This window comes from Pseudomonas sp. NPDC089422 (assembly GCF_044749405.1).
Lineage (GTDB): Bacteria > Pseudomonadota > Gammaproteobacteria > Pseudomonadales > Pseudomonadaceae > Aquipseudomonas.
On record NZ_JBIVHW010000007.1, the window covers coordinates 220,989 to 246,525 of the forward strand.

A 25,537-nucleotide genomic window follows, 5' to 3' on the forward strand; every position below is an offset into this window, starting at 1 on the left:
TTGTGGTGGTTAAGCTGTGACCTTGATTCACAGGCAGGAATGACAACGCGACATGAACCGATCAACTCAAATTGCTTTTTTGGTAGCGGCGACGTTCTTCATGGAAAACCTCGATGCCACTGTGATTGTCACAGCGCTGCCGGAAATGGCGCGCAGCTTTGGCGTCAAGCCGGTCGACCTCGGCATTGGCATGAGCTGCTATCTACTGGCGATGGCTGCGTTCATACCCCTCAGCGGATGGGCAGCAGATCGCTTCGGCGCCCGTACCACCTTCACCGTCGCTATTGCCGCGTTTTCTTTGTCTTCCCTGCTGTGTGGTCTGAGTCAAAGTCTCGAGATGTTCGTAGCCGCACGGGTGCTGCAAGGCGTAAGCGGGGCATTGATGGTGCCCGTGGGGCGGCTGGCGGTGCTCAGGGCGACCGACAAGAAGGACCTGGTCAGAACGCTTGGCTACATTACCGTGCCTGGGCTGGTGGCGCCCGTGCTTGGGCCGCCGGTGGGCGCTTTGTTGGTAACGCACGCTTCCTGGCCCTGGATTTTCTATCTGAATGTGCCTGTCGGCATTGTCGCACTGATCATCGCAAGCCGTTTGCTCGATGATCATCGGGCAGGGAGCCGGGGCGCATTCGACTGGTTGGGTTTCGTTTGGGTATCGGGTAGTTGTGTGCTGCTGCTATCAGCCTTCGAAATGCTGGGCCATGCGAGTACCCAGGGTTGGGTCGCAGCGCTTGTGCTGTTGTCGGCAGTGTTGCTTGGCGCAATTGGCGTGCGTCACCTGCGCCTGGTACCGGAGCCACTGGTGAAGCTTGCAGTGCTGGGTGTTCCCACCTTTCGCCTTACATTCGTCAGCGGTTCGCTGTTCAGGGTCTGTATCAGCACACTGCCGTTCCTGTTGCCGCTGATGTTCCAACTGGCGTTCGGCTTCTCCGCTATCGCGGCAGGGAGCCTGATGATCGCTGTGTTTGCTGGCAACCTGGTGATGAAAGTGTTTACCACCGGGATACTCAAGCGCTGGGGGTTTCGGCGCGTATTGCTGATCAACGGTTGGTTGGGCGTGCTGTGTATCGGTGGCTGCGCGCTGCTTGACAGATCAAGCAGCCAACACCTGGTTCTCTTGCTGCTGTTCATGGGAGGGCTCTCGCGTTCGCTGCAGTTCACTGCCTACAACAACGTTGGCTTTTGCGAAATTCCTGCGGCCGACATGCGGGACGCATCCACGCTGTTCAGCATGGCGTTTCAGTTGAGTATGGGGCTGGGAATCGCGATTGGTGCGTTGCTGCTGCGCGCGGCAATGCTCACTCACGGCAGCGCGGGGATTCCGAGTGTGCAGGATTTTCAGTTTGCATTTGTGTGCGTGTCTGTACTTGCGGCGGTAGCTTTATGGGATAGCTGGAAAATGCGCCGTGATGCTGGCGCCCTTGTTTTACAAGGGTAAACGCTTTGCGCAGGTGTCGAATCAACCGAGGCAAGCCCGCTGCTGCCGGTCAGATCTGAGCAATATTAATTTAAATTTTGTATTTTGATGTTACAAAATCCATTAACATGCCGGCCGCTCGTGATTGTCCTGAGAGGCCTGTATGAAAGAAACACCCAATGGGATCACTCGTCGCCAGTTACTGGGCGCCGGAACGCTCATCGCGGTGAGCTCGTCCTTCAGCAACGCTGCCACCATCGTCGGTGGCCAAGCGTTGCCCTGGACACCTGGCGCGGCTGACCCGCCTGCCGACATCAACCCGCATAACTGGACGTTCTTCAACGACCAGGAGCGGCTGGCGGTGGAAGCCATCGTAGAAACGCTGATTCCTGCTGATGAATTGAGCCTGAGCGGTAAAGACGCCGGTTGCGCCATTTACATCGATCGTCAGATGTCCGGGCCGCAAGGGCAGGGGGCGCGCATGTACCTGCAAGGCCCTTTCGCCAAAGGGCTGCCTACCCAAGGCCCGCAGTCGCCGCTGACACCCGCCGAGCAGATGCGCGCGGGCCTGGCTGCACTGGACAAGCACTGCAAGGCTGCCTTTGGCCAACCGTTCGCTCAACTGGCCGCGCACGACCGCGAAGCGCTGCTGAGAGGGTTGGAGAACGGCCATGTGGAGCTGCCCGACGCCGTTCAGGGCAGCGCATTCTTCGAAGTGCTGCTGTCGCGCACGATGGAAGGCTTCTTCGCCGATCCGATTTACGGCGGTAACCGCGACATGGTGAGCTGGAAAATGATCGGCTACCCAGGCTCGCGCTACGACTACCTGGACTGGATCGACAAGCACGGACAGACCTATCCGAACCCTCCCGTGAGTATTGCCGGTCGTCCAGACTGGAAGGTGTAAGAGTCAGATGATCAAGTTACCCAAGAAAGATGTGGCGATTGTCGGCCTGGGCTGGTGCGGTTCGATCATGGCGATCGAAATGGCCGAGGCAGGGCTGGACGTGGTCGCGTTCGAGCGCGGACCATGGCGCGATACCGGCACCGATTTCAACCCCGGCTACGTGCAGGACGAACTGCGCTACGTGATCCAGCAAGAATTGATGATCACGGCCGCGGAGGACACCTACACCTTCCGCAATGCCTACGGCCAGACAGCGCTGCCGATGCGCGAGTACGGTTCGTTTCTGCTGGGTACCGGCCTGGGCGGCTCGGGCGCCCACTGGAGCGGCCTGACCTGGCGCTACAACCCAACCGACTTCGTCCTGCGCTCGCACCTGACCGAACGTTATGGTGCCAAGGCAATCCCCAAGGACCTGCTGGTTCGTGACTGGGGCGTGACTTACGATGAACTCGAACCGTTCTATGACAAGTTCGAGAAAATGGCCGGTATCGGTGGCAAGGCCGGCATGCTCAACGGCCAGTACCAGCCGGGCGGCAACCCGTTCGAAGGCAATCGCTCCAGCGAATTCCCGTTGCCGCCGATGCCCATGACCTATGCGCCAACGCTGTTCGCCGAGGCCACTGCGAAGATGGGGCTGCGGCCTTTCCCTACGCCCAGCGGTAATGCCTCCAAGGTCTATACCAACCCCTACGGCGTCACGATGGCGCCGTGCACCTATTGTGGTTACTGCTCGCGCTGCGGTTGTGCCAACTACTCCAAGTCGACGCCGCAGACCAACATCATCCCGGCGCTGATGCGTCGGCGTAACTTCACGGCCCAGGTGCAATCGGAAGTGCTGCAGGTCAAGCTGGATGCGTCTGGCAAGCGCGCTGTCGGCGTGATCTATGTCGATGCCAGTGGTCAGCAATACGAGCAGCCTGCGGATCTGGTGATCCTCACGGCGTTTTCGGTACCGAACGTACGTCTGCTGTTCGCATCCGGCATTGGCAAGCCGTACGACCCCGTCAGCGAGACCGGTCTGATCGGCAAGAACTACGCCTACCAGACCAACTCCAGCGTGCAGGCGTTCTTCGACGACAAGAACTTCAACCCCTTCATCGCCGGTGGTGGCGTGGGTCAGGCCTGTGATGAGTACAACGGTGACAACTTCGACCATTCGGGGCTGGGCTTCTTCGGCGGTGCCTGCATCATGTCCAACGTCACCAGCGGCTGGCCGATCAGCAACCGCATGACACCACCGGGCACGCCACGCTGGGGCAAGGGCTGGAAGGCTGCGACCAAGCAGCACTACCTGAGCACTACGGTGGTCCGCACCCAGGGCAGTTCCTACCCGACCCGCTCGAACTACCTGGGCATTGATCCTACCTACAAGGATCGTCACGGCCGCCCAATGATGCAGCTGACCTTCGATTTCCCGGAGAACGACTTGAAAATGTCCGCCTTCGTCACCGACAAGGCCGCTGACGTGGCGCGCGCGATGGGTGCACGGCAGATCGTGGCCAAGCCGGCGAAAGGGCCGTACAACATTGTGCCGTTCCAGAGTACCCACAACACCGGTGGCGCGATCATGGGTGACAACCCGCGTGACAGCGTGGTCAACAAGTACCTGCAATGCTGGGACGTACCCAACGTGTTCGTGATCGGCGGCTCTGCTTTCCCACAGAATGCCGGCTACAACCCCACCGCGACGGTGGGCGCACTGGCTTACTGGGCCGCGCATGCGATCCGCACTCAGTACCTGAAGAACCCTGGCCCGCTGGTGCACGCATGATTAGGACAGCCACCGCAGCAATGGCTGCTTCGCTCATGCTATCCGCTGCCGCCCACGCGGACAGCGCGTTCTTCCCTGATATCGAAAAAGGCCGCTATCTGACCACTGTGGGTGACTGCACGGCCTGTCATACCAGCGAGCACGGCCCAGTGATGGCCGGCGGCAAGGCCATCGAGACGCCGTTCGGCAAGCTTGTCGCGCCCAACCTCACCCCAGACCGCGAAACAGGCATTGGTGCCTGGACCGACGAGCAGTTCGTGCAGGCCCTGCAGAAAGGCGTTGGGCACCACGGTGAACTGCTGTATGGCGCGTTTCCCTACACGGCCTACACGAAGGTCAAGCGCGAGGATCTGCTGGCGATCCGTGCCTACCTGGCCACCTTGCCGCCGGTCCACAACAAAGTGGTGGCCAACCAGTTGCCATTCCCGTTCAACGTCAGGACCAGTCTGTATGGCTGGAACATGATGTTTTTCAAGGAGGGTGAGTACAAGCCCGACCCAGGCAAGAGCGCTGAATGGAATCGTGGCGCCTACCTGGCCGAAGGCCTTGCTCATTGCGGCACCTGCCACAACTCGAAAAACCTGCTGGGCGGCGATACCGCCGACGGTCACCTGCAGGGTTACACCTTGCAAGGTTGGGTGGCGCCAACCATCACGGGCGATGCATACCGGGGCGTCGGCGGCTGGAGCAATGCCGAATTGGTCGAGTACCTGAAGACCGGGCGCAACCGCTTTTCGGCCGCCTCCGGGCCCATGGGCGAAGTGGTGATGCATTCCACCCAGTTCATGAAGCACGAAGACCTGAACGCGATAGCCACCTACATCAAGAGCTTGGACACTGGACTCAAATCGCCCAAGTCCGTGGACTCGAAAACCCAGGCGATGGTGGCGGGCAAGGCGTTGTACGCTGACAACTGTTCGGCCTGTCACATGGCCAATGGTGAAGGTGTGGAGAAGATTTTCCCGTCTCTGCGCAATGCCGGTGCGGTACTGGCGGACGACCCCGCCACGGTGCTGCGTGTGGTGCTCGAAGGGGCTCAGGCGGTTGCCACCGATGCCGCGCCGACCGGCCCGTCCATGCCGTCCTTTGCCTGGCGCCTGGACGACAGCCAGGTGGCGGCGGTGGCCACGTACATTCGTAACACCTGGGATAACGCTGCGCCTGCCGTGACGGCCGACCAGGCCCGCGCTGTGCGCGAAGACCTGGCTGCCGGCCACTGAAAACGATCGAGCCCCGCGCAATGCGGGGCTCGGCGTGATTCAGATGTCCATCCAGAGCAGCGATTTGCTCTCATCATCCATGTCGTATTTGCGCACGAACTGCAACTTGCCTGAATCTTCGATACGGAATACCGAAAGGTTCGAATGTTCCTTGCGCAGCGTGCCGTGGTCATTGACCCACTGGGTCAGCTGGTTGGCCACGATCAGCAACTTGCCGGACGGGTCCACCTGCATGGTGCGGGCTTCGATGCCGTGGCCGTCGACAATCTGGATGCGACGCGGTTCGCCGGTGAGGGGGTCGATAGCGAAGACTGCGATATTGTTCTCCCCCCCATTGTTGACGCGCTTGCCGTCTCGCTCGGTAGCGGCGTCGGCGCGGTTGCTCACGTAGAGGAAGCGCCCGTCTGGCGACACCTGGATCACGCCACCGCGCTGACGCGGAAACTCCATGTTGTCGAGACTTTTCAGTGTGTCTTTCACATAAGTGGGGCGCTCCGCCAGCCGACCATCGGCGTCGCGTGAATACATGTAGAGCTTGTTGCCCCTTTCCATCGCCATGTAGACCCAGGGTTGACTTGGGTGATAAGCGAGGTGGCGAGGGCCGATGCCCCGGTCGATCGCCTGGCTGGAGACCTTGTGCAACAAGCCCTGTGCGTCGAGCGAGAAGGTGTTGATGCTGCCAGGCTGATCCGGGACTTGCTTGACAGCATCGTTGCCGCGGGCGAGTGCTATCACGTATCGATCGTCGGGAGTGAAGGTCACCTGATGGGTGAAAATGCCTGCCTGAGGAACCTGGCCCTGAGCCACGGCGTTCCCGACGCCGCCATCGGCACCGATCGGGTGGACGCTTAGGGTCGCTGACTGGTTGTAAGCCACGATGGCAAACCGATCGCCGCGATCAAGCCCCAAATTGATGGGGCGTTCTGGAAGTTTCACATTCTCTCCGACCTGCACCAGGCGGCCGGAGGCGGCGTCGATGCGATAGGCCTGGAGCACATGGGTATCACCCTTGGCGCCAAGGGTACCGTTGCCAGCGTTGCTGGAAACTACGTACAACATGCTGCCTGTCGAGTTTTTCACCGCGAACTGCAAGTTTGCCGGGGCCAGCGTTTCTCCAAGCGGGTGCAGTTCTGCGGCGTCGGGATCCACTCGATAGGCGAGAATACGCTCACCAAGGCTCGCATAGAGCAACTCTGGTTCTTTGGGGGCGGAGCCAGCCAGAGTCGCGGTTGGCAGGGCGGCTGCCAGCAGCAGGGTAATCATGTTCTTTTTCATGGAATTCAGCTTTCCTGATTGTGCAGTGCCAGCGTGAAGATGGCTGCTTTAATTGTATTTGAGATTGCACAAAAGCAATAATGAAAGGTGTCTCAGTTTCTTGCAAGCGGGTCGCGAGCGCTCCCCACAATTTGCTGCATACGGATCGGTATCACCAAGCGATACGGAAACAGCCAACCAGATTTATCAGCTTCACTGCGAGTGCACTCATCACAGTGCCACTCTCGACTCATGGAAAGGGGGCGGTGAGAGTGTAATGGACTGTATTTTTGTGACCTAAAGATCAATAATGAGGCTGTTTTGAATGGCCGGCCCGGAGTTGTGTGGGCTATGACGAGGACTCATGCCGTGCTCTACGACCTTACCAGCCTTGATCTTTTCATCACGGTCGCGCAGGAGCGTAACCTCACCCGCGCCAGTCGCATCAAGCACATGGCGGTCTCAGCAATCAGCAAGCGCATCACCGAGCTAGAGGCACAGATCGGCTCGCCGTTGCTGGTGCGCAACGCGAGGGGCGTGGAGCTGACGCCAGCAGGCCAGTCGCTGTTGTTTCATGCCCGCCAGATCAAGCAAACGATGGCCCAGTTGGACATCGAACTGAGCGGGTACGCCAGTGGTGTCAAAGGGCATATCCACTTGCATGCCATTACTTCAGCCCTGTCCCAGTTCCTGCCGCAGGATCTGGCGAGCTTTTCCCGGTTCTACCCCGCGATAAAATTCGACATCGAGGAGCGCGTCGGCTCAGCGGTTGTGCGTGCGGTCGCCGATGGGCGTGCCGAGCTCGGGATCATCGCCGAGCAAACCCCGACCCAAGGCTTGGAAACCTATCCGTACCGCCATGACGAACTGACGTTGGCAGTGCCCGTTGGGCATGCGTTGGCACATCGCGAGCGTGTGACCTTCAAGGAAGTGCTGGCCCATGAAATGGTGGGGCCTCACCTGGACAGCTCAATGCATACCCTGCTGACCGCCGAGGCTGCCAAGCTCGGCATGACGCCCCAGTTGCGTATCCGCGTCAGCAGCTTCGATTGCATGTGCAGGATGGTGTCGAACGGGCTGGGCATAGCCGTGCTTCCACGCAGCGTGATCAGTCAGTATCTGCGCAGCCACAAACTCAAGGCGGTAACACTCGACGAGCCGTGGGCCAAGCGAATGCTGCTGCTGGTGGTGAAAAAATATGACGCAGCCTCCGCCACACTGAAAACCTTCATCGATCATTTGCGGCTGACCCCATAGGTCTGATTCCGAGCGTTCTCGGTTGACGAACGCTGTCGTGGCGAATGACCAATTTTCAACCTGGCAGGCTGCTTTTAGTATCGGTTCATCGACAGGACTGATTGCAATGCCAGTGCTGTTAAAACGATAAGAAGCCGAGCGAACCGAGCATGACCGAGACTGCCCGCGACCTGATGAGTCACCTGGAAATCGACCAGGTGCGATTTGCCTACGTTGACCTGAAGAAGCTGCTGACCCCAAGCCAATTGCAGCGCTTGCCTTATTCGATCCGCATCCTGCTGGAGAACGTCGCCCGGTGTACGCCCGAGGCTCTCGAGCCCGTGCTGGCGCGCGCCATCGGCCAGGGGCCGGATTGCGAAGTGCCGTTCCAGCCCAACCGTTTGATGTTCCATGACACCACCTGCCTGCCTGCGCTGGCCGACTTTGCCGGGATGCGTGACGTGGTCGCCGAGCTGGGTGGCGATCCGGCTGCGATGAACCCACAAATTCCGGCGGTGCTGACCATCGACCACTCGGTAATCGTTGAACGTTACGCCGAGCCTGAGGCGGTCGAGCAGAATCTCGACATCGATTTTCGCCGCAACAGTGAACGTTATCGCTTCATCAAATGGGCGCAAAAAAGCCTGGATAACTTCGGCGTGATCCCGCCGGGTACCGGCATCATTCACCAGATGAACATGGAAGCCTTGGCCAAGGTGGTGTGGGAAAGCCGCACTGAAGACGGCGAGCGCCTGCTGCACCCGGATGACATGGTTGCCACCGACAGCCATACGCCGATGATCAATGCCATTGGTGTCCTGGGCTGGGGCGTAGGCGGTCTGGAAGGGCAGGCTGCGATGGTTGGTGAGCCGGTACCGATCAATTTCCCGCAGGTCATTGGCTTCAGGGTCACCAACGCCTTGCGCCCCGGTGTCACGGCGACCGACCTGTCGCTGCATGTTGCCGAGATCCTGCGTAAACGCTCTGTAGTGGGCAAGTTCGTGGAATTTACAGGCCCAGGGCTGACTACCCTGAGTTGGGCAGCACGTGGCACGGTGTCCAACATGGCCCCGGAGTATGGCGCCACCGTAGTGTTCTTCCCATTCGATGACCAGACATTGGACTACCTCAAGCTGACGGGTCGCTCGGAGGCACTGTGCCTGCAGGCCGCCAGCTACATGCATGTTCAAAACCTGCATCGGCGCGACGTATTGCCTGAGCCCGAGTTCGACGAACTCATCGAACTCGACCTGGCAAGCATCGAGCCGAGCGTCGCCGGGCCGTATCAACCACACCAGCGCCAGCCGTTGTCGCGTTCGGGCCCCTCGTTCAAGGACGAAGTACTTGGCGGCGGCAACCTGATTGCGGGACCGAAGGCCGAACAATTCTTCGAACCCTCCTTCGGCCAGCCGATCAGCCACGGCGCCGTGGTGATCTCGGCGATTACCAGTTGCACCAATACCGCCAACCCGGCGCAGATGATCCAGGCCGGCCTGCTGGCGCGCAATGCCCGCCGGCTTGGCCTGCAGCGCAAACCCTGGGTCAAGACCTCGCTGTCGCCAGGCTCGCAAGTGGTAGCCGATTACCTCGCAGAAGCCGACTTGCTACAGGATTTTTCTGCGCTTGGCTTCGAGCTGGCAGGGTTCGGCTGCATGACTTGCATTGGTAACTCCGGCAAGCTCGAAGAGCATGTCGAGGCCTTCGCCGACCAGGGTTTGAGGGGCGTCGTGGTGTTGTCTGGCAACCGCAACTTCGAAGGTCGGGTGAACCCCAAGGTGCCGGCCGGCTACCTGGCTTCGCCGGCCCTGTGCGTGGCGTTCGCCATCACCGGCAACATCGACACCGACCTCACCCAGGATGCGCTCGGCTACGACGCGCAGGGCAATCCGGTATACCTGCACGACTTGATGCCTTCCGATGAGGAAGTAGCCGCGCTGGTAGCCCGAGTAGTCAAGCCAGAGTTCTTCCGCCAGCGGCTGGCCACAGTGTGGGACGGTACCCATCACTGGCAGGCGCTGTCGGCCGAAGGCAGCGTGCAGTTCCCTTGGGACGCCCGTTCGACTTACCTGCGCCGGCCGCAGTACCTGGCCGACATCCAGGCCGAGCCCAAGGCCAGCCTGGCCATCCAGGGCGCGCGGCCGTTGATGGTGCTGGGCGACAACGTCACCACCGACCACATCTCACCCGCTGGCGCGATCCCGGCCAACAGCCAGGCCGGCGAATGGTTGCTTGAGCGGGGTGAGGACCCACAGGACCTCAACCAGTACTCCACCCGGCGCAGCAATCATGAGGTCATGCTACGCGGTGCCTTCACCAACAAATCGGTGAAGAACCGCCTGCTCGGTGATGAGCAGCCTGGCCCCGGCGCCTGGGCCTGGAATGCCGACCGCAGTCAGCGCCAGCCACTGTACGATGCCGCCAAGAGCTACGCCGAAACGCCCATGGTGATCTTCGCCGGCATCAACTACGGCGCAGGCTCAAGTCGCGACTGGGCGGCCAAGGCGCAAGCCCTGCTTGGCGTGCGTGCAGTGGTAGCGCGCAGCATCGAGCGCATCCACCGCAGCAACCTGATCGGGATGGGCGTGTTGCCGTTGTTGTTCGAAGCAGGGCAGGGCGTGGAAGACCTGAGCCTTGATGGCAGTGAGCACTTCGACTTCATTGGGCTCGACGAACTGGGCGTGGGTGATAACCGTATCGGCATGATCGTTCACCGGGCCAGTGGCCAGCGCGACGAAATCCAGTTAGTCGCCCGCATCGATTCGCTGCAGGAAATCCGTTACCTGAGCAACGGTGGCGTGCTGCCCTATGTCATTCGCAAGGTCGTCAAGCGTACCCGCCAATAAGGCGTAGGGACCCAGAGATCATCGGCGGTGGCAGTGATGCCACCGTATGGCCGGCGCTTGCGTGGACGAAGGTCACCGTGTGCCTGTCACGCACCTCTAAACCGGAGAACAATCTATGTATGCCTATGTCGGTTCCCGTACCACCCGCGAGCGCAACGCGCGGGGCGATGGCATCTCGGTCTACCGTGTGGACCAGCAGTTGGGCACCCTGGACCTCGTCCAGGTACTGGGCGACCTGGTCAACCCGTCTTTTCTTGCACTCAATCGTGCCGGCGACCGCCTATACGCCGTGCATGGTGACCGCAGTGAGGTGAGCGCCTTCAAGGTCAGTGCCCAGGATGGCACGTTGAGCTGGCTGAATACCCAGACCTGTGAAGGGCGCAATCCGGTGCATCTGGCGCTGGACCCTAGCGAGCGGTATCTGGTTGTATCCAATCACATTACTGGCACCCTGGCCGTGCTTGACGTTAACGCCGACGGCAGCTTGGGTGAGGTCAGCCAGCTAGTACAACTGGAGGGACCGGTCGGTCCTCACCGAATCGAGCAGTCCTTCGCCAAACCCCACTTCAATCCGTTCGATGCCTCGGGCCAGTTCGTGCTGGTTCCTGACAAGGGCCTGGACCGGATATTCAGCTTCCGCTTCGCCGATGGCAGGTTGCTGCCGGCGGAGCAACCTTTCGTGGCCTGCCGCGAAGGCGCGGGGCCTCGGCACATCGCGCTGCACCCGAGTGCGCCATTGGCTTTCGCAGTCAATGAGCTGGATTCGACCGTGACCAGTTATCGCTTCGATGCCGCAAGCGGTGCGCTGCAACCGCTGCAAGTGCTGTCGTCGCTGCCCTCGACCTTCACCGGCAACAGTCGCGCTGCTGAGATCGAGGTCGACCGTAGCGGCCGTTTTCTTTACGCCTCCAATCGTGGTTACGACAGCATCGCGGTGTTCGCCATCGACACCAATAGCGGCCTGCTGACGCTGGTCGATGTGGCGCCCACTGCCGGGCGCACACCACGATTCTTTGCCTTGACCCCCAACCAACGCTTCGTCTTCGCCCTCAACGAAGACAGCGACAGCATCGTAGCCCTGGCAGTCGATGCGCAGCATGGACGCTTGAGCAGAACGGACTTTTCGGTCTCGACCGGTAGTCCGGTATGCATGGTTTTCTCTGCCTGAACCGTTCTGCAACGATAACAATGAAAAGGGGCGGCCCAGCGCCGCTCCACAGTGAGGACGCCATGAACAACAATAAGACTGTCGATGAACAGGCCACGGTCCGAAAGATCACCCTGCGCATCATCCCCTTCATGTTCCTGCTCTATATCGTGTCCTACCTGGACCGAGCCAACATCGGCTACGCCGCACTGGAAATGAACAAGGACCTCGCCTTGACCAGCGAGGCCTTCGGCTTCATTTCCGGGATATTTTTCATAGGTTACTTCCTGTTCGAAGTACCCAGCAACGTCATGCTCAACAAGTACGGTGCACGGGTGTGGATCGCCCGCATCCTGGTAACCTGGGGGGCGATTGCCGCCGCCACCGCATTTGCCCAGACCGCCAATCAATTGTATGTGCTGCGTTTCTTCCTGGGTGTGGCCGAGGCCGGCTTTTTCCCCGGTGTCATCGTCTACCTGACCTACTGGTTCCGCTCCAAAGAGCTGGCCACCACCGTAGCCCTGTTCACCGCGGCGATCCCGGTCAGTTATATCATCGGCGCGCCGCTTTCGACCTGGATCATGGACAACATCAAGTGGCTCGACTGGAGCGGCTGGCGCTGGATGCTGTTCCTCGAAGGTGTGCCGGCAGTGTTCCTCGGGGTGGCGTGCTTCTTCTTCCTGACCGACAAACCCGAGCAGGCGAAGTGGCTGACCGAGGCGGAGAAGGTGTGGCTGCTAGCAGAGCTTGAGCGCGACCGTCAGAGCCGCAAGAACGTCAAGCGCCTGAGTGTGTTCAAGACCATGGTCAACCCTAAGGTGCTGTACCTGGCGTTCATCTATTTCGTCTACCAATGTGGCAGCCTCGGTGTCGGCTACTGGATGCCGCAGATCATCAAGGGCTTCTCCAGCAGCCTGACTCATACGCAGATCGGCCTGATCGCCATGGTGCCCTACATCGTCGCGACAATCCTGATGGTTGCGTGGTCGCGCAGCTCCGATCGACGCAATGAGCGAAAGCTGCACTCGGCCATTCCCTTGGCTGTGGCCGCAATGGGCCTGGTAGGTGCGGCGATGCTACCCAGCCCGGTCGCCTCGATGGCCATGATTTGCGTCGCGCTCACCGGCCTGTACAGCTTCAAGTCGCCATTCTGGGCGCTGCCCACGCTGTTCCTCGACCGCGCCACCGCTGCGGTTTCCATCGCAGTGATCAACTCCATCGGCAACCTCGGCGGCTTTGCCGGGCCGTCGCTGATCGGCGTGGTCAAGGGCGAAACTGGTAGTGCTGCGACCGGCCTGATGTTCCTCAGTGGGCTGTTGCTGTTGGCCTTCGTCATGACCTTGTTCATGCGGGTCAGCAACAAGGAACCTGGGCAACCAATGGCCGCCTCCGCGCATTGAACCTTTGGGGTTGCTGTGCAGCCCCCGTTACCTCCGCTAACGCCTGGCTCTTGATGGGCCACGGCATCCGCACGCCTGAAAAACGGAAACGTCAGATGCACAACAACAAAAATATCCTGCGAACCTTGCTCACTCTGTCTCCTTGCCTGGCCGCTTGCGCCGCCAATGCCGAAGGCTTTTTCGAAGATAGTAAAGCCAACCTGCAACTGCAGAACTTCTATTTCAACCGCGACTTCCGCGATGGCAATGGGCAGTCCAAGCGCGCTGAGTGGGCGCAAGGTTTCCTGTTCGATTTCCGCTCAGGTTATACACCGGGTACCGTCGGTTTTGGCCTGGATGCGCTGGGCATGCTTGGCGTGAAGCTCGACTCGAGCCCTGATCGGGCTGGCTCGGGATTGCTGCCGGTACATGACGACGGCCGCGCGGCCGATGAGTACAGTCGCGTTGGCCTGACCGCCAAGGTTCGCGTTTCGGCCAGCGAGTTCAAGTACGGTACGTTCATCCCCAAGTTGCCTACCCTGCAGGCCAACACCGGACGCATCCTGCCGCAGACATTTGAAGGTGGTGTGCTGAGTGTGAAGGAAATCCAGGGGTTGACCTTGACTGGCGCTCGGTTTGATCGGGTGACTGACCGCGACTCGACCAACCCCGTCAAACTTAGCCTGAACAACAAGAACCGGCGTTTCGCCGGCAGCGTCGAGGCTGACGACTACTGGGTCGGTGGCGCCGACTATGCCATCGGCAAACAGCTCAACCTGAGCTATCAGTACGCGGAATTGCAAGATGTGTACCGGCAGCATTTCTTCGGTGTGGTTCACACGCTGGACCTCGGTCCAGGCAAACTGAAAAGCGATCTGCGCTACATGCGCAGTGACGACGCCGGCCGGGCGCGGGGCGGTGCGATTGACAGTGGAGCGCTCAACGGGATGTTCACGTACAGCCTGGGCGGGCATGCCTTCGGGTTGGGGCTACAGAAGATGAACGGCGACACCTCGATTCCTTTCCTCAACGGTGCCGACGCCTACCTGGTGAACTACATCCAGATCAACGATTTTGCCGAGCCGGGTGAACGTTCCTGGCAGTTGCGTTACGACTATGATTTCGCCGCGCTTGGTATCCCGGGCCTCAGCTTCATGACGCGCTACATCCGTGGGGACCATGCCAACCCTTCGACTCAGGCAGATGAAGGGCACGAATGGGAACGCAACACTGACATCGCCTACGTGATTCAGGCCGGCCCCTTGAAGAATGTCGGCATTCGCTGGCGTAATGCTGCTTACCGCTCCAGCTTCACCCGTGACGTTGACGAAAACCGCCTGATCGTGTCCTACACCTTGCCTATCTGGTGATACCCAATCGGGGTCCCATCCGCCGATGGGGCCGCCTGGAAAATGGAGAACAACTGATGTCCACCCTTATCACCCCGCAACTCCTGGCCGAACTTGCTCCTGATGGTGTACTCACCGCCGCGATCAACTATGGTAACCCAGTCCTTGCCCAGCGCGGCCCAGATGGTGATCCTCAAGGGGTTTCGGTCGCTTTGGCAAAAGCCCTGGCTGAAGAGCTGGGCGTCGCGCTGAGCATGCGAACTTTCGATGCGGCGGGCAAGGTGTTCGCCGCGCTGGAGGAGGGGGCATGGAACCTCGCTTTTCTCGCTATCGAACCAGTACGCGAAGAGCAGATCTTCTTCAGCGAGCCCTACGTCCTGATTGAGGGCACTTACCTAGTCAAGGATGAAGCTCCGTTCATCCATGTCGACGATCTGGATGAAGCCGGATTACGTCTGGGCGTTGGGAAGGGCGCCGCTTACGATCTGTATCTCAGCCGTACCCTGAAGCATGCCGAACTGGTCCGCGCCGAGACTTCTGCGGGTGCTGTCGATCTGTTCATTGAACAAGGCCTGGATGCTGCCGCAGGCGTGCGCCAACCTTTGCAGAAGGTTGCTGATGGCAATGCTGCTTATCGGGTGCTCGATGGCGCGTTCACTGCTATTCGTCAGGCTATGGCTGTGCCCAGAGGTAAAGATACAGCAGCGGCGTATGTGCGTGATTATGTCGAGCGCAGCCTACGCAGTGGTTTCGTGCGTGGAGCATTGTTGGCTACGGGGCAAACTGACGTCAGTGCAGATCCACACGACTGATCTGTAAAGCCAAAAAATGTCTTCAGAATCACAGCTATCTCTGTTTCAGGGATAGCTGCGGCACTTTTATTCTAGAGCCTCGCAGACCCGATGCGAGTCTCGTTTCCCGCGTCACTGATCATTTGCTTGAGCTCGAAAGAATATTTACAAGGTGCACGCCTAAGACGTGCCATGCTTCGCTCTTTTCTTTCGCATAATCATAATGCAGATAGTGCCGACGGACTTTTGAACCTCCAAGTTGGTGATTCTGGCAGCGGTCGATGATGTCCAGATTAACGCCCAATTTCTGCATCAGAGTCGCTCCAGTGCGACGTAAGTCGTGCGGTGTCCATTCACCTTTTGTTCCTTGACTTAACACCAGCGAGTCATCGTGATGGCGGCCAGGCAGCGGTTTGCTGCGATTTTTTAGGCTGCACTGCCGGTCGCCTATCAGTTTGCTGATAGTCTTTGTATCGACGTGACTATTCTCGTCTCTGCTGGGGAAGCAGAAACGCGTATGCCCGGTATGTGCTTGCAACAACTTAAATTGCTCTAAAGCAAAAGCGGATAGGAAAACGTGATGATCTTGGCGTTTCCCCTTATGCCCCTTGGTGGCCTCGGCCGGAATGAACCAGTTCCCCTTTTCGAGGTCCAGGTGCTTCCATTCGGCTTTCAGCAGTTCACCGATGCGGCAGAGCGTACCAAGGCAAATCCATACGGCACATTGCACACGTTTGTTGGCCGGGCGGACGCCTGAGTATTTCTGGCCTGGATCCAGAGCTTCGTAGTCGAGCTCCAAACGGGCGAAAATATCACGCAACTCGCGAATTTCGTCCGGAGAGAGCAGGCGGTTGCGCTCCTCCTGATAATCGTGATCTAGCAGTTGTTTCACATCTATCAGGTCTGCGGGGTTGCCATCGACCATTAACGACCGCCATGGCTTGCGTTTCTCGGCCCAGCGCAGCATCTGGCCGATATCGTTACTGCGAATCACGATGGTGCGGTTCAGCCCGCGGGCTTTCACTGAGCGCAGAACTGTGAGCAGGTCCTTCTCGGTGAGACTCCGTAGTGGCTTCTTCCCGATTATAGGGAGTACATCTTTGGCAAAGCTCCGACGGAGCTCTGCGTTTGCATCCTCGCGAGACACACCGTCGCGAATCCAATCCTCGAAGAGTTCAGAAACGGTCTTATTTTCGGCAATGCTCTTCTCGGCTTGAGCAATGGTGGCGGCTACGGCTGCCTGAGCTTCTATGTTGGCGGCCTTGCGAGCAGCTGCGGGAAGAATGCCTTTGGTGGTAACGGCCTTCACTTCGTCGCGTTCGGCGCGGATCTGGGCTAGCGATTTTTTTGGCCAGCTGCCTAAGCTCAAGTCGCGTTTCACGCCTTCGTGCTTGAACTCGAAGCGAAAGAGTATGGTTACGCCACGCACTCCAGCGCGGACTTTTGCGACTAACCCACCGTCTTCTCGGAGGATAGTGCCGTGATCGTCAGCCGTAAAAGCTTCCAATTTTTTGGCAGTCAGCTTGGCCATGTCTCACCCCAGCTTGAACAAGTTAGCTCGAATTTTACCCCACTTTTACCCCACCGGGTGACTCGGCTGTCGGTGGATTCTGGCGGATTGAGGTGGTAGTCGGGCGGGGCTGGAGTGCCCGATTTTACTGGGCCTGGGCCTGCCAAGGATGGCCATTGACATCCATGAAGATCCACGTAGAATGCGCATGGGGTGCAAGGGGTCGAGTGTTCGAATCACTCCGTCCCGACCATTATTTAAACAACTAAGCCACCTTCGGGTGGCTTTTTTGTTTCTGGAGTTGGTGATTCTCAACGGCTTCGTTTTCTGGTCGCGCTATTCCGGGGGTCGGTTAGGGCGAGATCGGGCGTATGGCTTTGGATTCTGATTTGCCGGAGGGATTTGAACCCGCGTCCAACGAAGTTGAGTTAAGGGTTAGCACTGCGTGAGTGCACCATAGGTAGCAAAGATCATCGATGCGTTATAAGCCAACTCCCTTTTCTGCCTTATACGCATGAGGGGGTGGTGCCTCTTGGACTTTCATATGGCCGGCGCTCTTTGGAGTTATCAATCATTACGGGATAAGCCATCGACCTAATGGAGTGGTCCATTTTTTACAAATGCGGTAGGAATTTTCCTCTTTTTTGATAGGCTTTTGCCATCACTCGAGAGGAAAAGAGATGTCCGTCGTCATAGTTGAGAATGACACTTCGCAGTGGGAAGACGAAACAGGCGCTGTCTACCACTTCCCGAAGCGCTACCAAGCCTTGCTCGTGCCGGGCACCGAAGTGATCTACTACAAAGGGCGCATAAAGGACAAAACGTTTGCCTCCGTTCGCCTGAGTGCTGATCCGCATTATTTTGGTAAGGCGCGCATCGGTAAGGTCTACGCAGATACTGGTAGTGATAAGGGGGACCTTTACGCGCTGATCGAGAACTTCGCGCTGTTTGAAGGTGCTGTTCCTTCGAAAATTGATGGGGCATACCTAGAGACTATCCCTGCCACCCGCGTAAAAAACTATTGGCGTGACGGGGTTCGGCCCATATCCCAAGCCGATTTCGATACCATTTTAAGCCATGCGACGATCCAGCCTTCGCAAGCAGAGGCAGATGTGTCAAATGTGGAAGGCGATCCATTTACCTTCGAATCTGCCAATGAAGGTAGCAAGTCCAGCTACTTTGGAACACGCTATGAGCGCCGAAAAGATCTGAGAATGAAGGCTATTGCTATCCATGGCCTTGACTGCAAAGGATGTGGATTTGATTTCGAACAGGCTTATGGTGAACACGCGAAGGGCTTCATTCATGTTCACCATGTAGTACCGATTTCGGAGTTAGGTGGTGAGAAAGCTGTTGATCCTGAGACTGATCTCGTAACGTTGTGCGCCAACTGTCATGCAGTCGTCCACCGCAAGCGGGATATGACTCTTAGCATCGATCAATTGAGAGGGATAGTGCGTGGGCGATGGGTATTCGAGCCTTTAGCGCAGACTGACTCCCAGCAGTGAGTTCTCCTGGAGTTGGGCGCAGGGGCTTAGGTTGTTGGGGCCGCTTTGCGGCCCATCGCCGGCAAGCGAGGCTCCGACTGGGTGGGCGGTGCAGGTGCTGCTGGAGGGGTTATTTCAATCTTTCATCATGCCCAGTTCGGCATCATCAAGCAGGGCCTTGGCCAGCGCACTGAGGTAGTGCGAGGCCCAGAGCAGTTGGGGTTTGTCTTCCATCAGGCCGTCGATGGTCAGGTCGCGGACGTAGCCCATCAGTTCAGAGGCTTGTTCGCGGGCGCTTTGGCAAGGGATACCGGGTTCGATGCGGAAGAGGGGATGGGTCTGGTCATCACCTTGGTAGAAGGTGGTTTTGCCGACTGTGAATTTGGTTTCTTCGGTGGCCATTGGTTCATCTCCCTGAAGTTGTAACTGCCTGGGCTGGCCCTATCGCCGGCAAGCCAGCTCCTACAGACGAAATCGCCAGGCCAGGCAAATCATGATGCGGATTAATGCAGCGTCTGCGGATCCGCTGGCTTTTGTATTTGAACCAGCGCCGATTCGAGCAATTTGCGCAGAGCATCAAGCTCGTGCATTGACGTCATGATCAACAAGGACACCGGTGACTTGGGCTGCATCAGCATCGCCTGCTGGGCAACGACTTCGGCACAGAGTGCGTAGTCAGCCGCCATCATCAGCGTGTCTTCGAGGGAGTGGAGATTGTGAGGCGGATCGGGAACGATCTTCAGCATGGTGTGGCTCCTGTCGTAGTGGAGCAGCCACCAAACGCGGCTAAACGAATGGGTGGCAGCTGTACGCGGGTTAGCCGACCGGGACGTCAGGCACCCGGCGCACCCGAAGGTGCCCCACGTACAGCCGCCATAAAGGCGCAACTGCCGATGACTCGGTATTGCACGGCTGTGGTGTCGGACGTGTTCGGGCGGCTAAACCCGGTCGTTGAATGGCAACGACATGCCGAGACTAGAGTCCACTTTTAGCGTATGCAACGAATAACAGCCGCAGCGAGTATCTTTGGGAAACGTCCTACAGAAAAGGGGTTAAATCTGATTTTTTAGCCGTTCGCCGTAACAACTTGTAACGGCCATAAGCGTCAGTGAACCTGACTCGACCACTTACGCTGTGTAGCCAGCGCCAACAACTCACGCTGCCCGGAAATCCCCAACTTGCGATAAAGCCGCTTGATATACGTAGCCGCACTCGACAGCTGAATACCCATGCTCGCGCTGATACCCTCAACCTCACACCCAGCCAGCATCAGCTGCAGCAGCTCCTGGTCACGCCGAGTCAGTTCCGGGTACAGGCTGACAACCCGCTCACTGAGCAGCGCCGACATTTCATTGGCTTCGAGATAAGCGCGGTAATGCAGCCGGGAGATTTGTACGATCAGCGGCGCCGCTGTTTCGATGACATTGATCTCATTGGCTGAAAAACGCCCATGTTCACGCCCCCGATAGAAGTTCACCGACAGCCAGCGATTACCCTCGCAATGGGTCAGCAGCGCAACGCGTTCGGATATTTGCGGCAGCTCGTAGCAGATGCGTCGATATTCCCGGTGGGCAATGTCTTCGATGCCTTGGCGTTGCACCATGATCCGATCGGTGGTCGACAGGGCAGGGCGTGCGGTCATGGCCTGTTGGTTGCCGTCCATGCTGTAGAAGCGTTCGGCGTAGTTGCTGGAGATTCTGGGCAGCTCGATCATCCGGGCGCGGTCGGCGAAGGAGATGATCTGCGGGCTGCGGTTGGGGCTGTAGGCGAAGATGGTGCACTGGGCCAAGGGGACTTGGGCGCTGACCAGTTTCAGCATGTCGGCGGCCAGCAGCTTGCCGTGGCTTTCGCGGGTGCGGGAGAGCAGGGTGGCGGTTTGCTCGATGCTCAGGCGGAAGTCGGTCGTGGAGGGGCGTAGTGGCCAGAATTCCATGCTGTGCTCCCTGGGGAAAAGGCATGATTTATTGTTTTAGGTGGCCCCTTAGGGCTATTGGGCAGGATACCTAATTTGTGGATGCGGCGCGTGGCCGGTGGTGCGGTGGATGGAGGCGGCTGTTTTGGTGTATGCAGGCAGGCCATGATGTCAGTGAGTTGGGTAAATGGGGCCGCTTTGCGGCCCATCGCAGGCAAGCCAGCTCCCACAGGTACTGCATTGCCTTTGAGTGCGGCGCTAAATCTGTGAGGGCGTGCAAGCTCAGGTTGTCTGGGCTGATATCTCCCGGGTGACCCAGGCCTTGAACGCCTCCGCTACTGGCGATGGGTGCATCGCGCCTGATTGCGCCAGCACCACTTTCTGCGGTGATACGTCCTCCAGCAGTGGCCGGCATAGCAGCGGCGTACCGTCATAGCAGTGGTCACCCGCGGGGCGGGTGCAGGACAGGGCGACGCCGTAGCCGTGGGCGACCAGGCCTCTTTGCATCTCGAAGGTCTGGGTATATTGCTGGGTGCGTGGTTGCAGGTTATGCGCCCAGAAGAGTGACAGGAAATACTCACGGGTTTGGGCGATGTCCTCGAGGATCACGCACTCTTGCGCCAGCTCCTGCAGCGGTATCGCGGCCAGGTGCGCCAGCCGATGGTCGGTGGCGATGAGCGCGTAGGGTTTCAACTCAGCCAATACCTGGCGCGGCATCGTGGGGTCGAGGCCGATGTCATACGTCAGCGCGAGTTCGGCTTTGTCGGCGCTCAGGTGGCGGTGTACGCCTGCCAGGTCGGTCTCGAACAGGGTCACCTCGACTTCGGGGTACTGCTTGCGAAAGCTCGATAGCAGCCGTGGCGCGTAGTAAGGGCCCAGGTCTTGAAAGCAGATCAGCGACAGGTTGCCGCGCAGCGTGCCTTGGGTGGGGTCGGCCTTTTGATTCATGGCGATGGCCATGCCGATGATTTCGCGGGCCTGGGCCAGCAAGCGCGTGCCGGCTGATGTCAGCTCCAGCCCGCGGCTGACCTGGCGGCGGAAAAGGCGCTCGTTCAGCGCATCTTCAAGTTGGGCGATCGCCACCGAAACCGAGGGCTGTGAGACGTGCCGGGCTCTCGCTGCAGCGCTGATGCTGCCATGTTCGGCCACGGCGACGAAGTACTCGAGCTGCCTGAAGGAGAACCCTATCATGTTTTCCTATACTCGAAATTAGGAAATATATTCTTTTCCTATTGGTACCGAAAAGCAATACTCGCCTTGCACCTTGCTTACTTCAGTTAAAAACCAGATCGCCCGTTAACTGATATAGGCGGTGCACCCAGTTTGTTGCCTTGTTTTTACTTGGCGCAAGAAGTACAGGGCAACTTGTATGCGCCGGCCCCAATAAAAAGACTAAAGGGTCCTTCATGAAACAGTCCGCTGAATTTCAACTGGATAATGAAACCATCGAGGCGTTCCAGCGTGATGGTGCCGTTTGTGTGCGTAACCTGTTCACGCCGGAAGAAGTTGCACTGCTCGAAACCGGCATCGAACAGAACCTGAAAACCCCCAGCGAGCGCGCCAAAGTGGCCAGCCGCCCGGATGACCCGGGTTGGTTCTTCGAGGACTTCTGCAACTGGCGTGATATTTCGGCTTATCGCCAGTTCATCCTGGAAAGCCGGGTGGGCAGTGTTGCCGCTCAACTCATGAACAGCGAAACAGCCCGGCTTTATCACGATCACCTGCTGGTCAAGGAACCCAACACGCGCCAGCGCACGCCCTGGCATCAGGACCAGCCGTACTACAACATCGACGGGCGCCAGAACTGCAGCATGTGGATGCCCATCGACCCTGTTGCGCGGGAATCGACCCTGGAATTTGTCGGCGGCTCGCACCTTGGGCCGTGGCTGATGCCGCGCAGTTTCCTCGACAGCCAGGCGCAATGGTTCCCGGAGGGCAGCCTGGCGGACTTGCCGGATATCGAGGCTGATCGCAGCGCCTGGAATATCCTCGGCTGGGAACTCTCCCCGGGCGATGCGGTGTTCTTCCACATGCTGACCTTGCATGCCTCGGGTGGTGTCGGTGGCAATCGCCGGCGTCGTGCTTTCTCGGTGCGCTTCCTGGGTGACGACATTACCCACGCGCCGCGCCAGTGGAAAACCTCGCCACAGTTCCCCGGGCTCGAAACGCAACTGGCCAGCGGTGCGCCGATGGACCATGAACTGTTCCCGGTGCTGTGGCCAAGGGCTTGATGATTGAAGTGATGCGTGCCTGATGAAACCGCACGGCATCTGCGTTGTGCGGACCTGATAATAAGATCAAGAAGGTATCTATGAACGCTCAATCCTCACACCAGCTCAAGCGGGGGCTGTCGACCCGGCATATTCGTTTCATGGCGTTAGGTTCTGCTATCGGTACGGGGCTGTTCTATGGCTCGGCATCGGCGATAAAACTGGCAGGGCCTTCGGTACTGCTGGCCTACCTGATCGGGGGCGCGGCCATCTACATGATGATGCGCGCCCTTGGCGAAATGGCGGTGCATAACCCGGTGTCCGGTTCGTTCGGCCACTATGCCAGCCAATATCTGGGGCGCTATTTGGGTTTTCTGACAGGTTGGAGTTATGCGTTCTCGATGCTGGTGGTGTGCCTGGCAGACGTGACGGCCTTTGGCGTCTACATGGGGCTGTGGTTCCCGGATACACCCGCGTGGATCTGGGTGCTTGGGATCGTGTTCTTCATCGGGGCACTGAACCTGTGCAGCGTGAAAGTGTTTGGCGAGATGGAGTTCTGGCTGTCGTTGCTCAAGGTGGCCGCCATCATTGCCATGATCGTGGCAGGGGCGGCGGTGCTGCTGATGGGTATTCAGCTGAACAACGACGCAGGTACTGTGGCCAGCGTCTCGAATCTCTGGAGCCATGGCGGGTTCTTCCCTAATGGCATCGGGGGGATGATCGCTTCCTTCACGGTGGTGATGTTCGCCTTTGGCGGGGTCGAGATGATCGGTATCACTGCAGGCGAGGCCAGGGACCCTAAGCGCGTGTTGCCGAAGGCCATCAACTCGGTGCCGCTGCGCATCCTGCTGTTCTACATCCTGACCCTGTTCGTGCTCATGGCCATTTACCCGTGGACCAGCATTGGCAGCCACGGTAGCCCGTTCGTGCAGATCTTCAGTGGCCTGGGCATCAGTTCAGCGGCAACGGTGTTGAACATCGTGGTGATTTCTGCGGCTGTTTCGGCGATCAACAGCGATATCTTCAGCGCCGGGCGCATGATGTACGGCATGGCGCAGAACGGCCAGGCGCCTGCTGGGTTTGCAGCGCTGTCGCGTTTCGGTGTGCCGTGGATGACGGTTGCGGTCATGGGTGTGGCGCTGCTGTTGGGCGTGGTATTGAACTATCTGGTGCCTGAAGACTTGTTCCTGGTGTTGGCGGCGGTGGTCACGTTCTCGATTGTCTGGGTCTGGTTGATGATACTGCTGTCGCAAGTGGCGATGCGTCGCGGCATGAGCAAGGAGCAGGTGGCGGCGCTGGATTATCGGGTGCCGCTGTGGCCGGTGGGCCCAGCCTGTGCGATTGCGTTCATGGTGTTCATCTTTGGTGTGCTGGGTTGGTTCCCGGCCAGCCGCACCGCCCTGTATGTCGGTGTTGGCTGGTTGGTCCTGCTTTCCCTGGGTTACTGGTTGTGGGGTGAGCGTGCGCCGCGGCCAGTGTCCGCGAGCGCTTGAGGTATTTATCGGTAGGGGCGGGCAAGCCCGCTCCTACCGAGCCTGCTTGGATACCGATGTAGACGGGCGCAGCGGCAGCAGGAAGGTCAACAGCGCACCGATCACCAACAGCGCCGTGGCATACACGATCCCTGCCGTGAAGCTTTGGGTCAGGTCCTTCAGCCAGCCAACCACCAGCGGGTTCAGCGCTGAACCGATATTGCCGAATGCATTGATCACCGCAATGCCAATGGCCCGTGCCTTGAACGTCAGCGCCTGGTCCGGAGTCGTCCAGAAAATCGACATGGCGGTGTAGGACCCGGTGGCAGCCATGCAGATACCGCACAGCTGCACTAACGGGTTACCGGCATAGGCCGCGAACAGCCAGCCGGCAGCCGCCATCAGCATCGGCAGCACCAGGTGCCATCGGCGCTCCTGGCTGCGGTCGGAATGCAGCCCCCACACCAGCATGCCGATGATGGTGCACACCTGCGGGATCATCGCCAGAAAGCCAATGGTGCTGTTGCTGCTGTCGGCGGCACTGATGCTCTTGATGATCAGCGGCGTCCAGACGGCGATCATCGCCAGCGTGTTGACCAGGCAGAAGTACACCAGGCTGAACAGCAGCACGGTGGGCGAGAGCATTTCGCGCAGCAGGCTGCGGGGGGCAGCGTCTTTTGTGGAGGTTGCAGGCGGCTTATCGGCGGCCAGGGCCTGCTGCAGCTGTTGCTTGTCTTCAGCGCTCAGCCAATGAGCCTGGGCTGGCGCGTCGTTCAGGTAGCCGAACACCACAAAGCCCATGATCACCGAAGGCATGCCTTCGAGCAGGAACAGCCACTGCCAGCCGTGCAGCCCCCACACCCCATCCAGGCTCAGTATCAGCCCCGATAGCGCCGAGCCGAAGCCTGCGGTAAACGGCATGGCGATCATGAACAGGGCATTGGCGCGTGCGCGGTACGCCGCCGGGAACCAGAACGTTAGGTACAGCAGTACGCCAGGCAGGAAGCCGGCTTCCGTGATGCCGACCAGCATCCGTAACAGGTACAGGCTGCTGGCATCGGTCGCGAACAGGGTCGCGGTAGACGCCAGCCCCCAGGCGATCATCAGGCTGCCAATCCATTTGCGTGCGCCAACCCGGGCCAAGGCCATGTTACTGGGGATGCCGCAGGCGACGTAGGCGATGTAGAACAGCGTGGTGGCCATGCCGAACTGGGTGCTGCTCAGGCCCAGGTCGCCCATCATGGTCAGGCCGGCGAAGCCGATGTTGATCCGGTCGAGAAACGACAGCACAAAGCACAGGAACAGAAAGCCGAGCAGGCGCCTGGAGACTTTGCGCATCACGGCGTGCTGAAGGTTGCTGGCGGTTTCTAGCGTGGCAAGCGGGGCAGTGTTCGGGTGCATGGGGGCGCCTGATTATTATTGGTTTAAGCGGCAACGCCAGGGCTTACAAGTCGTGTAGCGCCGACTGGGTCAGTGCAGTGAAGGCCTGGGCATCGCCGAGGGCATGGGCGCTGAGCAACGCCAGCTTGGTCAGAAACAGCTCGGCCTTGGCCGGCGTGGCCTGGTCCAGGGCCTCTGCCAGTACGTCGTAAACCACTTCCAGGTCTGCTGCGGTCAGGGTGTTCATGGCGCTTC

The 25,537-nt window shown here is 59.1% G+C and carries 21 protein-coding genes; 13 read left to right on the plus strand and 8 right to left on the minus strand.

Going from position 1 to position 25,537, the window contains the following annotated elements:
* Positions 1-52 precede the first annotated feature (52 nt).
* From ACIPZ8_RS15435 to ACIPZ8_RS15450, 4 genes are all read left to right on the plus strand, one after another.
* Positions 53-1,435 (plus strand): MFS transporter, encoded by a 1,383-nt coding sequence (locus ACIPZ8_RS15435; protein ID WP_400724625.1) that lies wholly within the window; start codon positions 53-55, stop codon positions 1,433-1,435.
* A 142-nt stretch (positions 1,436-1,577) separates the two neighbouring features.
* Entirely contained in the window at positions 1,578-2,321 is a 744-nt protein-coding gene (locus ACIPZ8_RS15440; RefSeq protein ID WP_400724628.1) for a gluconate 2-dehydrogenase subunit 3 family protein, read from the plus strand.
* A 7-nt stretch (positions 2,322-2,328) separates the two neighbouring features.
* Positions 2,329-4,092: a GMC family oxidoreductase gene (locus ACIPZ8_RS15445; protein ID WP_400724631.1), complete on the plus strand. Its 1,764-nt coding sequence runs from the start codon at positions 2,329-2,331 to the stop codon at positions 4,090-4,092.
* Between the two features lie 35 nt (positions 4,093-4,127).
* Positions 4,128-5,312: a c-type cytochrome gene (locus tag ACIPZ8_RS15450; RefSeq protein ID WP_400724634.1), complete on the plus strand. Its 1,185-nt coding sequence runs from the start codon at positions 4,128-4,130 to the stop codon at positions 5,310-5,312.
* 39 nt (positions 5,313-5,351) lie between these two features.
* On the opposite strand, the gene ACIPZ8_RS15455 is transcribed toward ACIPZ8_RS15450, so the two are convergent.
* Positions 5,352-6,587: a lactonase family protein gene (locus ACIPZ8_RS15455; RefSeq protein ID WP_400724636.1), complete on the minus strand. Its 1,236-nt coding sequence runs from the start codon at positions 6,585-6,587 to the stop codon at positions 5,352-5,354.
* A gap of 330 nt (positions 6,588-6,917) precedes the next feature.
* Between ACIPZ8_RS15455 and ACIPZ8_RS15460 the strand changes: the two genes are divergently transcribed.
* The 6 genes from ACIPZ8_RS15460 (at position 6,918) to ACIPZ8_RS15485 (ending at position 15,332) form a co-directional block, all read left to right on the plus strand.
* Entirely contained in the window at positions 6,918-7,823 is a 906-nt protein-coding gene (locus ACIPZ8_RS15460; protein WP_400724639.1) for a LysR family transcriptional regulator, read from the plus strand.
* A gap of 149 nt (positions 7,824-7,972) precedes the next feature.
* Positions 7,973-10,645, plus strand: a complete 2,673-nt coding sequence (gene acnA, locus ACIPZ8_RS15465; RefSeq protein ID WP_400724642.1) for an aconitate hydratase AcnA — start codon at positions 7,973-7,975, stop codon at positions 10,643-10,645.
* 115 nt (positions 10,646-10,760) lie between these two features.
* Positions 10,761-11,813 (plus strand): lactonase family protein, encoded by a 1,053-nt coding sequence (locus tag ACIPZ8_RS15470; protein ID WP_400724644.1) that lies wholly within the window; start codon positions 10,761-10,763, stop codon positions 11,811-11,813.
* A gap of 62 nt (positions 11,814-11,875) precedes the next feature.
* Entirely contained in the window at positions 11,876-13,192 is a 1,317-nt protein-coding gene (locus tag ACIPZ8_RS15475) for an MFS transporter (RefSeq protein ID WP_400724647.1), read from the plus strand.
* 95 nt (positions 13,193-13,287) lie between these two features.
* Positions 13,288-14,541: an OprD family porin gene (locus tag ACIPZ8_RS15480; RefSeq protein WP_400724650.1), complete on the plus strand. Its 1,254-nt coding sequence runs from the start codon at positions 13,288-13,290 to the stop codon at positions 14,539-14,541.
* Positions 14,542-14,597: 56 nt separating this feature from the next.
* The gene (locus ACIPZ8_RS15485) at positions 14,598-15,332 is read left to right on the plus strand and encodes a transporter substrate-binding domain-containing protein (RefSeq protein ID WP_400724653.1); all 735 of its coding nucleotides are present in this window, start codon (positions 14,598-14,600) and stop codon (positions 15,330-15,332) included.
* Positions 15,333-15,450: 118 nt separating this feature from the next.
* Here the strand turns inward: ACIPZ8_RS15485 and ACIPZ8_RS15490 are convergent, their stop codons facing one another.
* Entirely contained in the window at positions 15,451-16,842 is a 1,392-nt protein-coding gene (locus ACIPZ8_RS15490; protein WP_400724656.1) for a tyrosine-type recombinase/integrase, read from the minus strand.
* 659 nt (positions 16,843-17,501) lie between these two features.
* On the opposite strand from ACIPZ8_RS15490, the gene ACIPZ8_RS15495 reads away from it, so the two are divergent.
* A complete protein-coding gene (locus ACIPZ8_RS15495) occupies positions 17,502-18,329 on the plus strand; it encodes an HNH endonuclease (protein WP_400724659.1) in 828 nt (275 codons plus the stop codon).
* Positions 18,330-18,443: 114 nt separating this feature from the next.
* Here the strand turns inward: ACIPZ8_RS15495 and ACIPZ8_RS15500 are convergent, their stop codons facing one another.
* The 4 genes from ACIPZ8_RS15500 to ACIPZ8_RS15515 all read right to left on the minus strand — a co-directional run bounded on the left by ACIPZ8_RS15500 (position 18,444) and on the right by ACIPZ8_RS15515 (position 21,411).
* Complete coding sequence (locus ACIPZ8_RS15500) at positions 18,444-18,710, minus strand: DUF3077 domain-containing protein (protein WP_400724662.1); 267 nt, start codon at positions 18,708-18,710, stop codon at positions 18,444-18,446.
* A 101-nt stretch (positions 18,711-18,811) separates the two neighbouring features.
* On the minus strand, positions 18,812-19,054 hold the full coding sequence (locus ACIPZ8_RS15505) for a hypothetical protein (protein ID WP_159411204.1): 243 nt from the start codon (positions 19,052-19,054) through the stop codon (positions 18,812-18,814).
* Between the two features lie 359 nt (positions 19,055-19,413).
* Positions 19,414-20,241, minus strand: coding sequence for a helix-turn-helix transcriptional regulator (locus ACIPZ8_RS15510; RefSeq protein ID WP_400724666.1), 828 nt, complete (start codon positions 20,239-20,241; stop codon positions 19,414-19,416).
* Positions 20,242-20,502: 261 nt separating this feature from the next.
* Positions 20,503-21,411 (minus strand): LysR substrate-binding domain-containing protein, encoded by a 909-nt coding sequence (locus ACIPZ8_RS15515; RefSeq protein ID WP_400724669.1) that lies wholly within the window; start codon positions 21,409-21,411, stop codon positions 20,503-20,505.
* Between the two features lie 215 nt (positions 21,412-21,626).
* On the opposite strand from ACIPZ8_RS15515, the gene ACIPZ8_RS15520 reads away from it, so the two are divergent.
* Positions 21,627-22,451 carry a phytanoyl-CoA dioxygenase family protein gene (locus ACIPZ8_RS15520; protein ID WP_400724672.1) on the plus strand — a complete coding sequence of 275 codons (825 nt, stop codon included), beginning with the start codon at positions 21,627-21,629 and terminating at the stop codon, positions 22,449-22,451.
* 80 nt (positions 22,452-22,531) lie between these two features.
* Positions 22,532-23,923, plus strand: a complete 1,392-nt coding sequence (locus ACIPZ8_RS15525; protein ID WP_400724675.1) for an amino acid permease — start codon at positions 22,532-22,534, stop codon at positions 23,921-23,923.
* A gap of 33 nt (positions 23,924-23,956) precedes the next feature.
* Here the strand turns inward: ACIPZ8_RS15525 and ACIPZ8_RS15530 are convergent, their stop codons facing one another.
* Entirely contained in the window at positions 23,957-25,303 is a 1,347-nt protein-coding gene (locus ACIPZ8_RS15530; RefSeq protein WP_400724678.1) for an MFS transporter, read from the minus strand.
* Positions 25,304-25,346: 43 nt separating this feature from the next.
* On the minus strand, positions 25,347-25,529 hold the full coding sequence (locus ACIPZ8_RS15535) for a DUF2783 domain-containing protein (protein WP_294324408.1): 183 nt from the start codon (positions 25,527-25,529) through the stop codon (positions 25,347-25,349).
* Between the last annotated feature and the right edge of the window lie 8 nt (positions 25,530-25,537).

Coding starts and splice junctions, on each gene's coding strand:
- ACIPZ8_RS15475 (WP_400724647.1), top strand. CDS start 11,876: ATGAACAACAATAAGACTGTCGATGAACAGGCCACGGTCCGAAAGATC.
- ACIPZ8_RS15445 (WP_400724631.1), top strand. CDS start 2,329: ATGATCAAGTTACCCAAGAAAGATGTGGCGATTGTCGGCCTGGGCTGG.
- ACIPZ8_RS15535 (WP_294324408.1), bottom strand. CDS start 25,529: ATGAACACCCTGACCGCAGCAGACCTGGAAGTGGTTTACGACGTACTG.
- ACIPZ8_RS15460 (WP_400724639.1), top strand. CDS start 6,918: ATGACGAGGACTCATGCCGTGCTCTACGACCTTACCAGCCTTGATCTT.
- acnA (WP_400724642.1), top strand. CDS start 7,973: ATGACCGAGACTGCCCGCGACCTGATGAGTCACCTGGAAATCGACCAG.
- ACIPZ8_RS15515 (WP_400724669.1), bottom strand. CDS start 21,411: ATGATAGGGTTCTCCTTCAGGCAGCTCGAGTACTTCGTCGCCGTGGCC.
- ACIPZ8_RS15495 (WP_400724659.1), top strand. CDS start 17,502: ATGTCCGTCGTCATAGTTGAGAATGACACTTCGCAGTGGGAAGACGAA.
- ACIPZ8_RS15450 (WP_400724634.1), top strand. CDS start 4,128: ATGCTATCCGCTGCCGCCCACGCGGACAGCGCGTTCTTCCCTGATATC.
- ACIPZ8_RS15455 (WP_400724636.1), bottom strand. CDS start 6,587: ATGAAAAAGAACATGATTACCCTGCTGCTGGCAGCCGCCCTGCCAACC.
- ACIPZ8_RS15510 (WP_400724666.1), bottom strand. CDS start 20,241: ATGGAATTCTGGCCACTACGCCCCTCCACGACCGACTTCCGCCTGAGC.
- ACIPZ8_RS15480 (WP_400724650.1), top strand. CDS start 13,288: ATGCACAACAACAAAAATATCCTGCGAACCTTGCTCACTCTGTCTCCT.
- ACIPZ8_RS15520 (WP_400724672.1), top strand. CDS start 21,627: ATGAAACAGTCCGCTGAATTTCAACTGGATAATGAAACCATCGAGGCG.
- ACIPZ8_RS15490 (WP_400724656.1), bottom strand. CDS start 16,842: ATGGCCAAGCTGACTGCCAAAAAATTGGAAGCTTTTACGGCTGACGAT.
- ACIPZ8_RS15525 (WP_400724675.1), top strand. CDS start 22,532: ATGAACGCTCAATCCTCACACCAGCTCAAGCGGGGGCTGTCGACCCGG.
- ACIPZ8_RS15440 (WP_400724628.1), top strand. CDS start 1,578: ATGAAAGAAACACCCAATGGGATCACTCGTCGCCAGTTACTGGGCGCC.
- ACIPZ8_RS15500 (WP_400724662.1), bottom strand. CDS start 18,710: ATGGCCACCGAAGAAACCAAATTCACAGTCGGCAAAACCACCTTCTAC.
- ACIPZ8_RS15435 (WP_400724625.1), top strand. CDS start 53: ATGAACCGATCAACTCAAATTGCTTTTTTGGTAGCGGCGACGTTCTTC.
- ACIPZ8_RS15505 (WP_159411204.1), bottom strand. CDS start 19,054: ATGCTGAAGATCGTTCCCGATCCGCCTCACAATCTCCACTCCCTCGAA.
- ACIPZ8_RS15485 (WP_400724653.1), top strand. CDS start 14,598: ATGTCCACCCTTATCACCCCGCAACTCCTGGCCGAACTTGCTCCTGAT.
- ACIPZ8_RS15470 (WP_400724644.1), top strand. CDS start 10,761: ATGTATGCCTATGTCGGTTCCCGTACCACCCGCGAGCGCAACGCGCGG.
- ACIPZ8_RS15530 (WP_400724678.1), bottom strand. CDS start 25,303: ATGCACCCGAACACTGCCCCGCTTGCCACGCTAGAAACCGCCAGCAAC.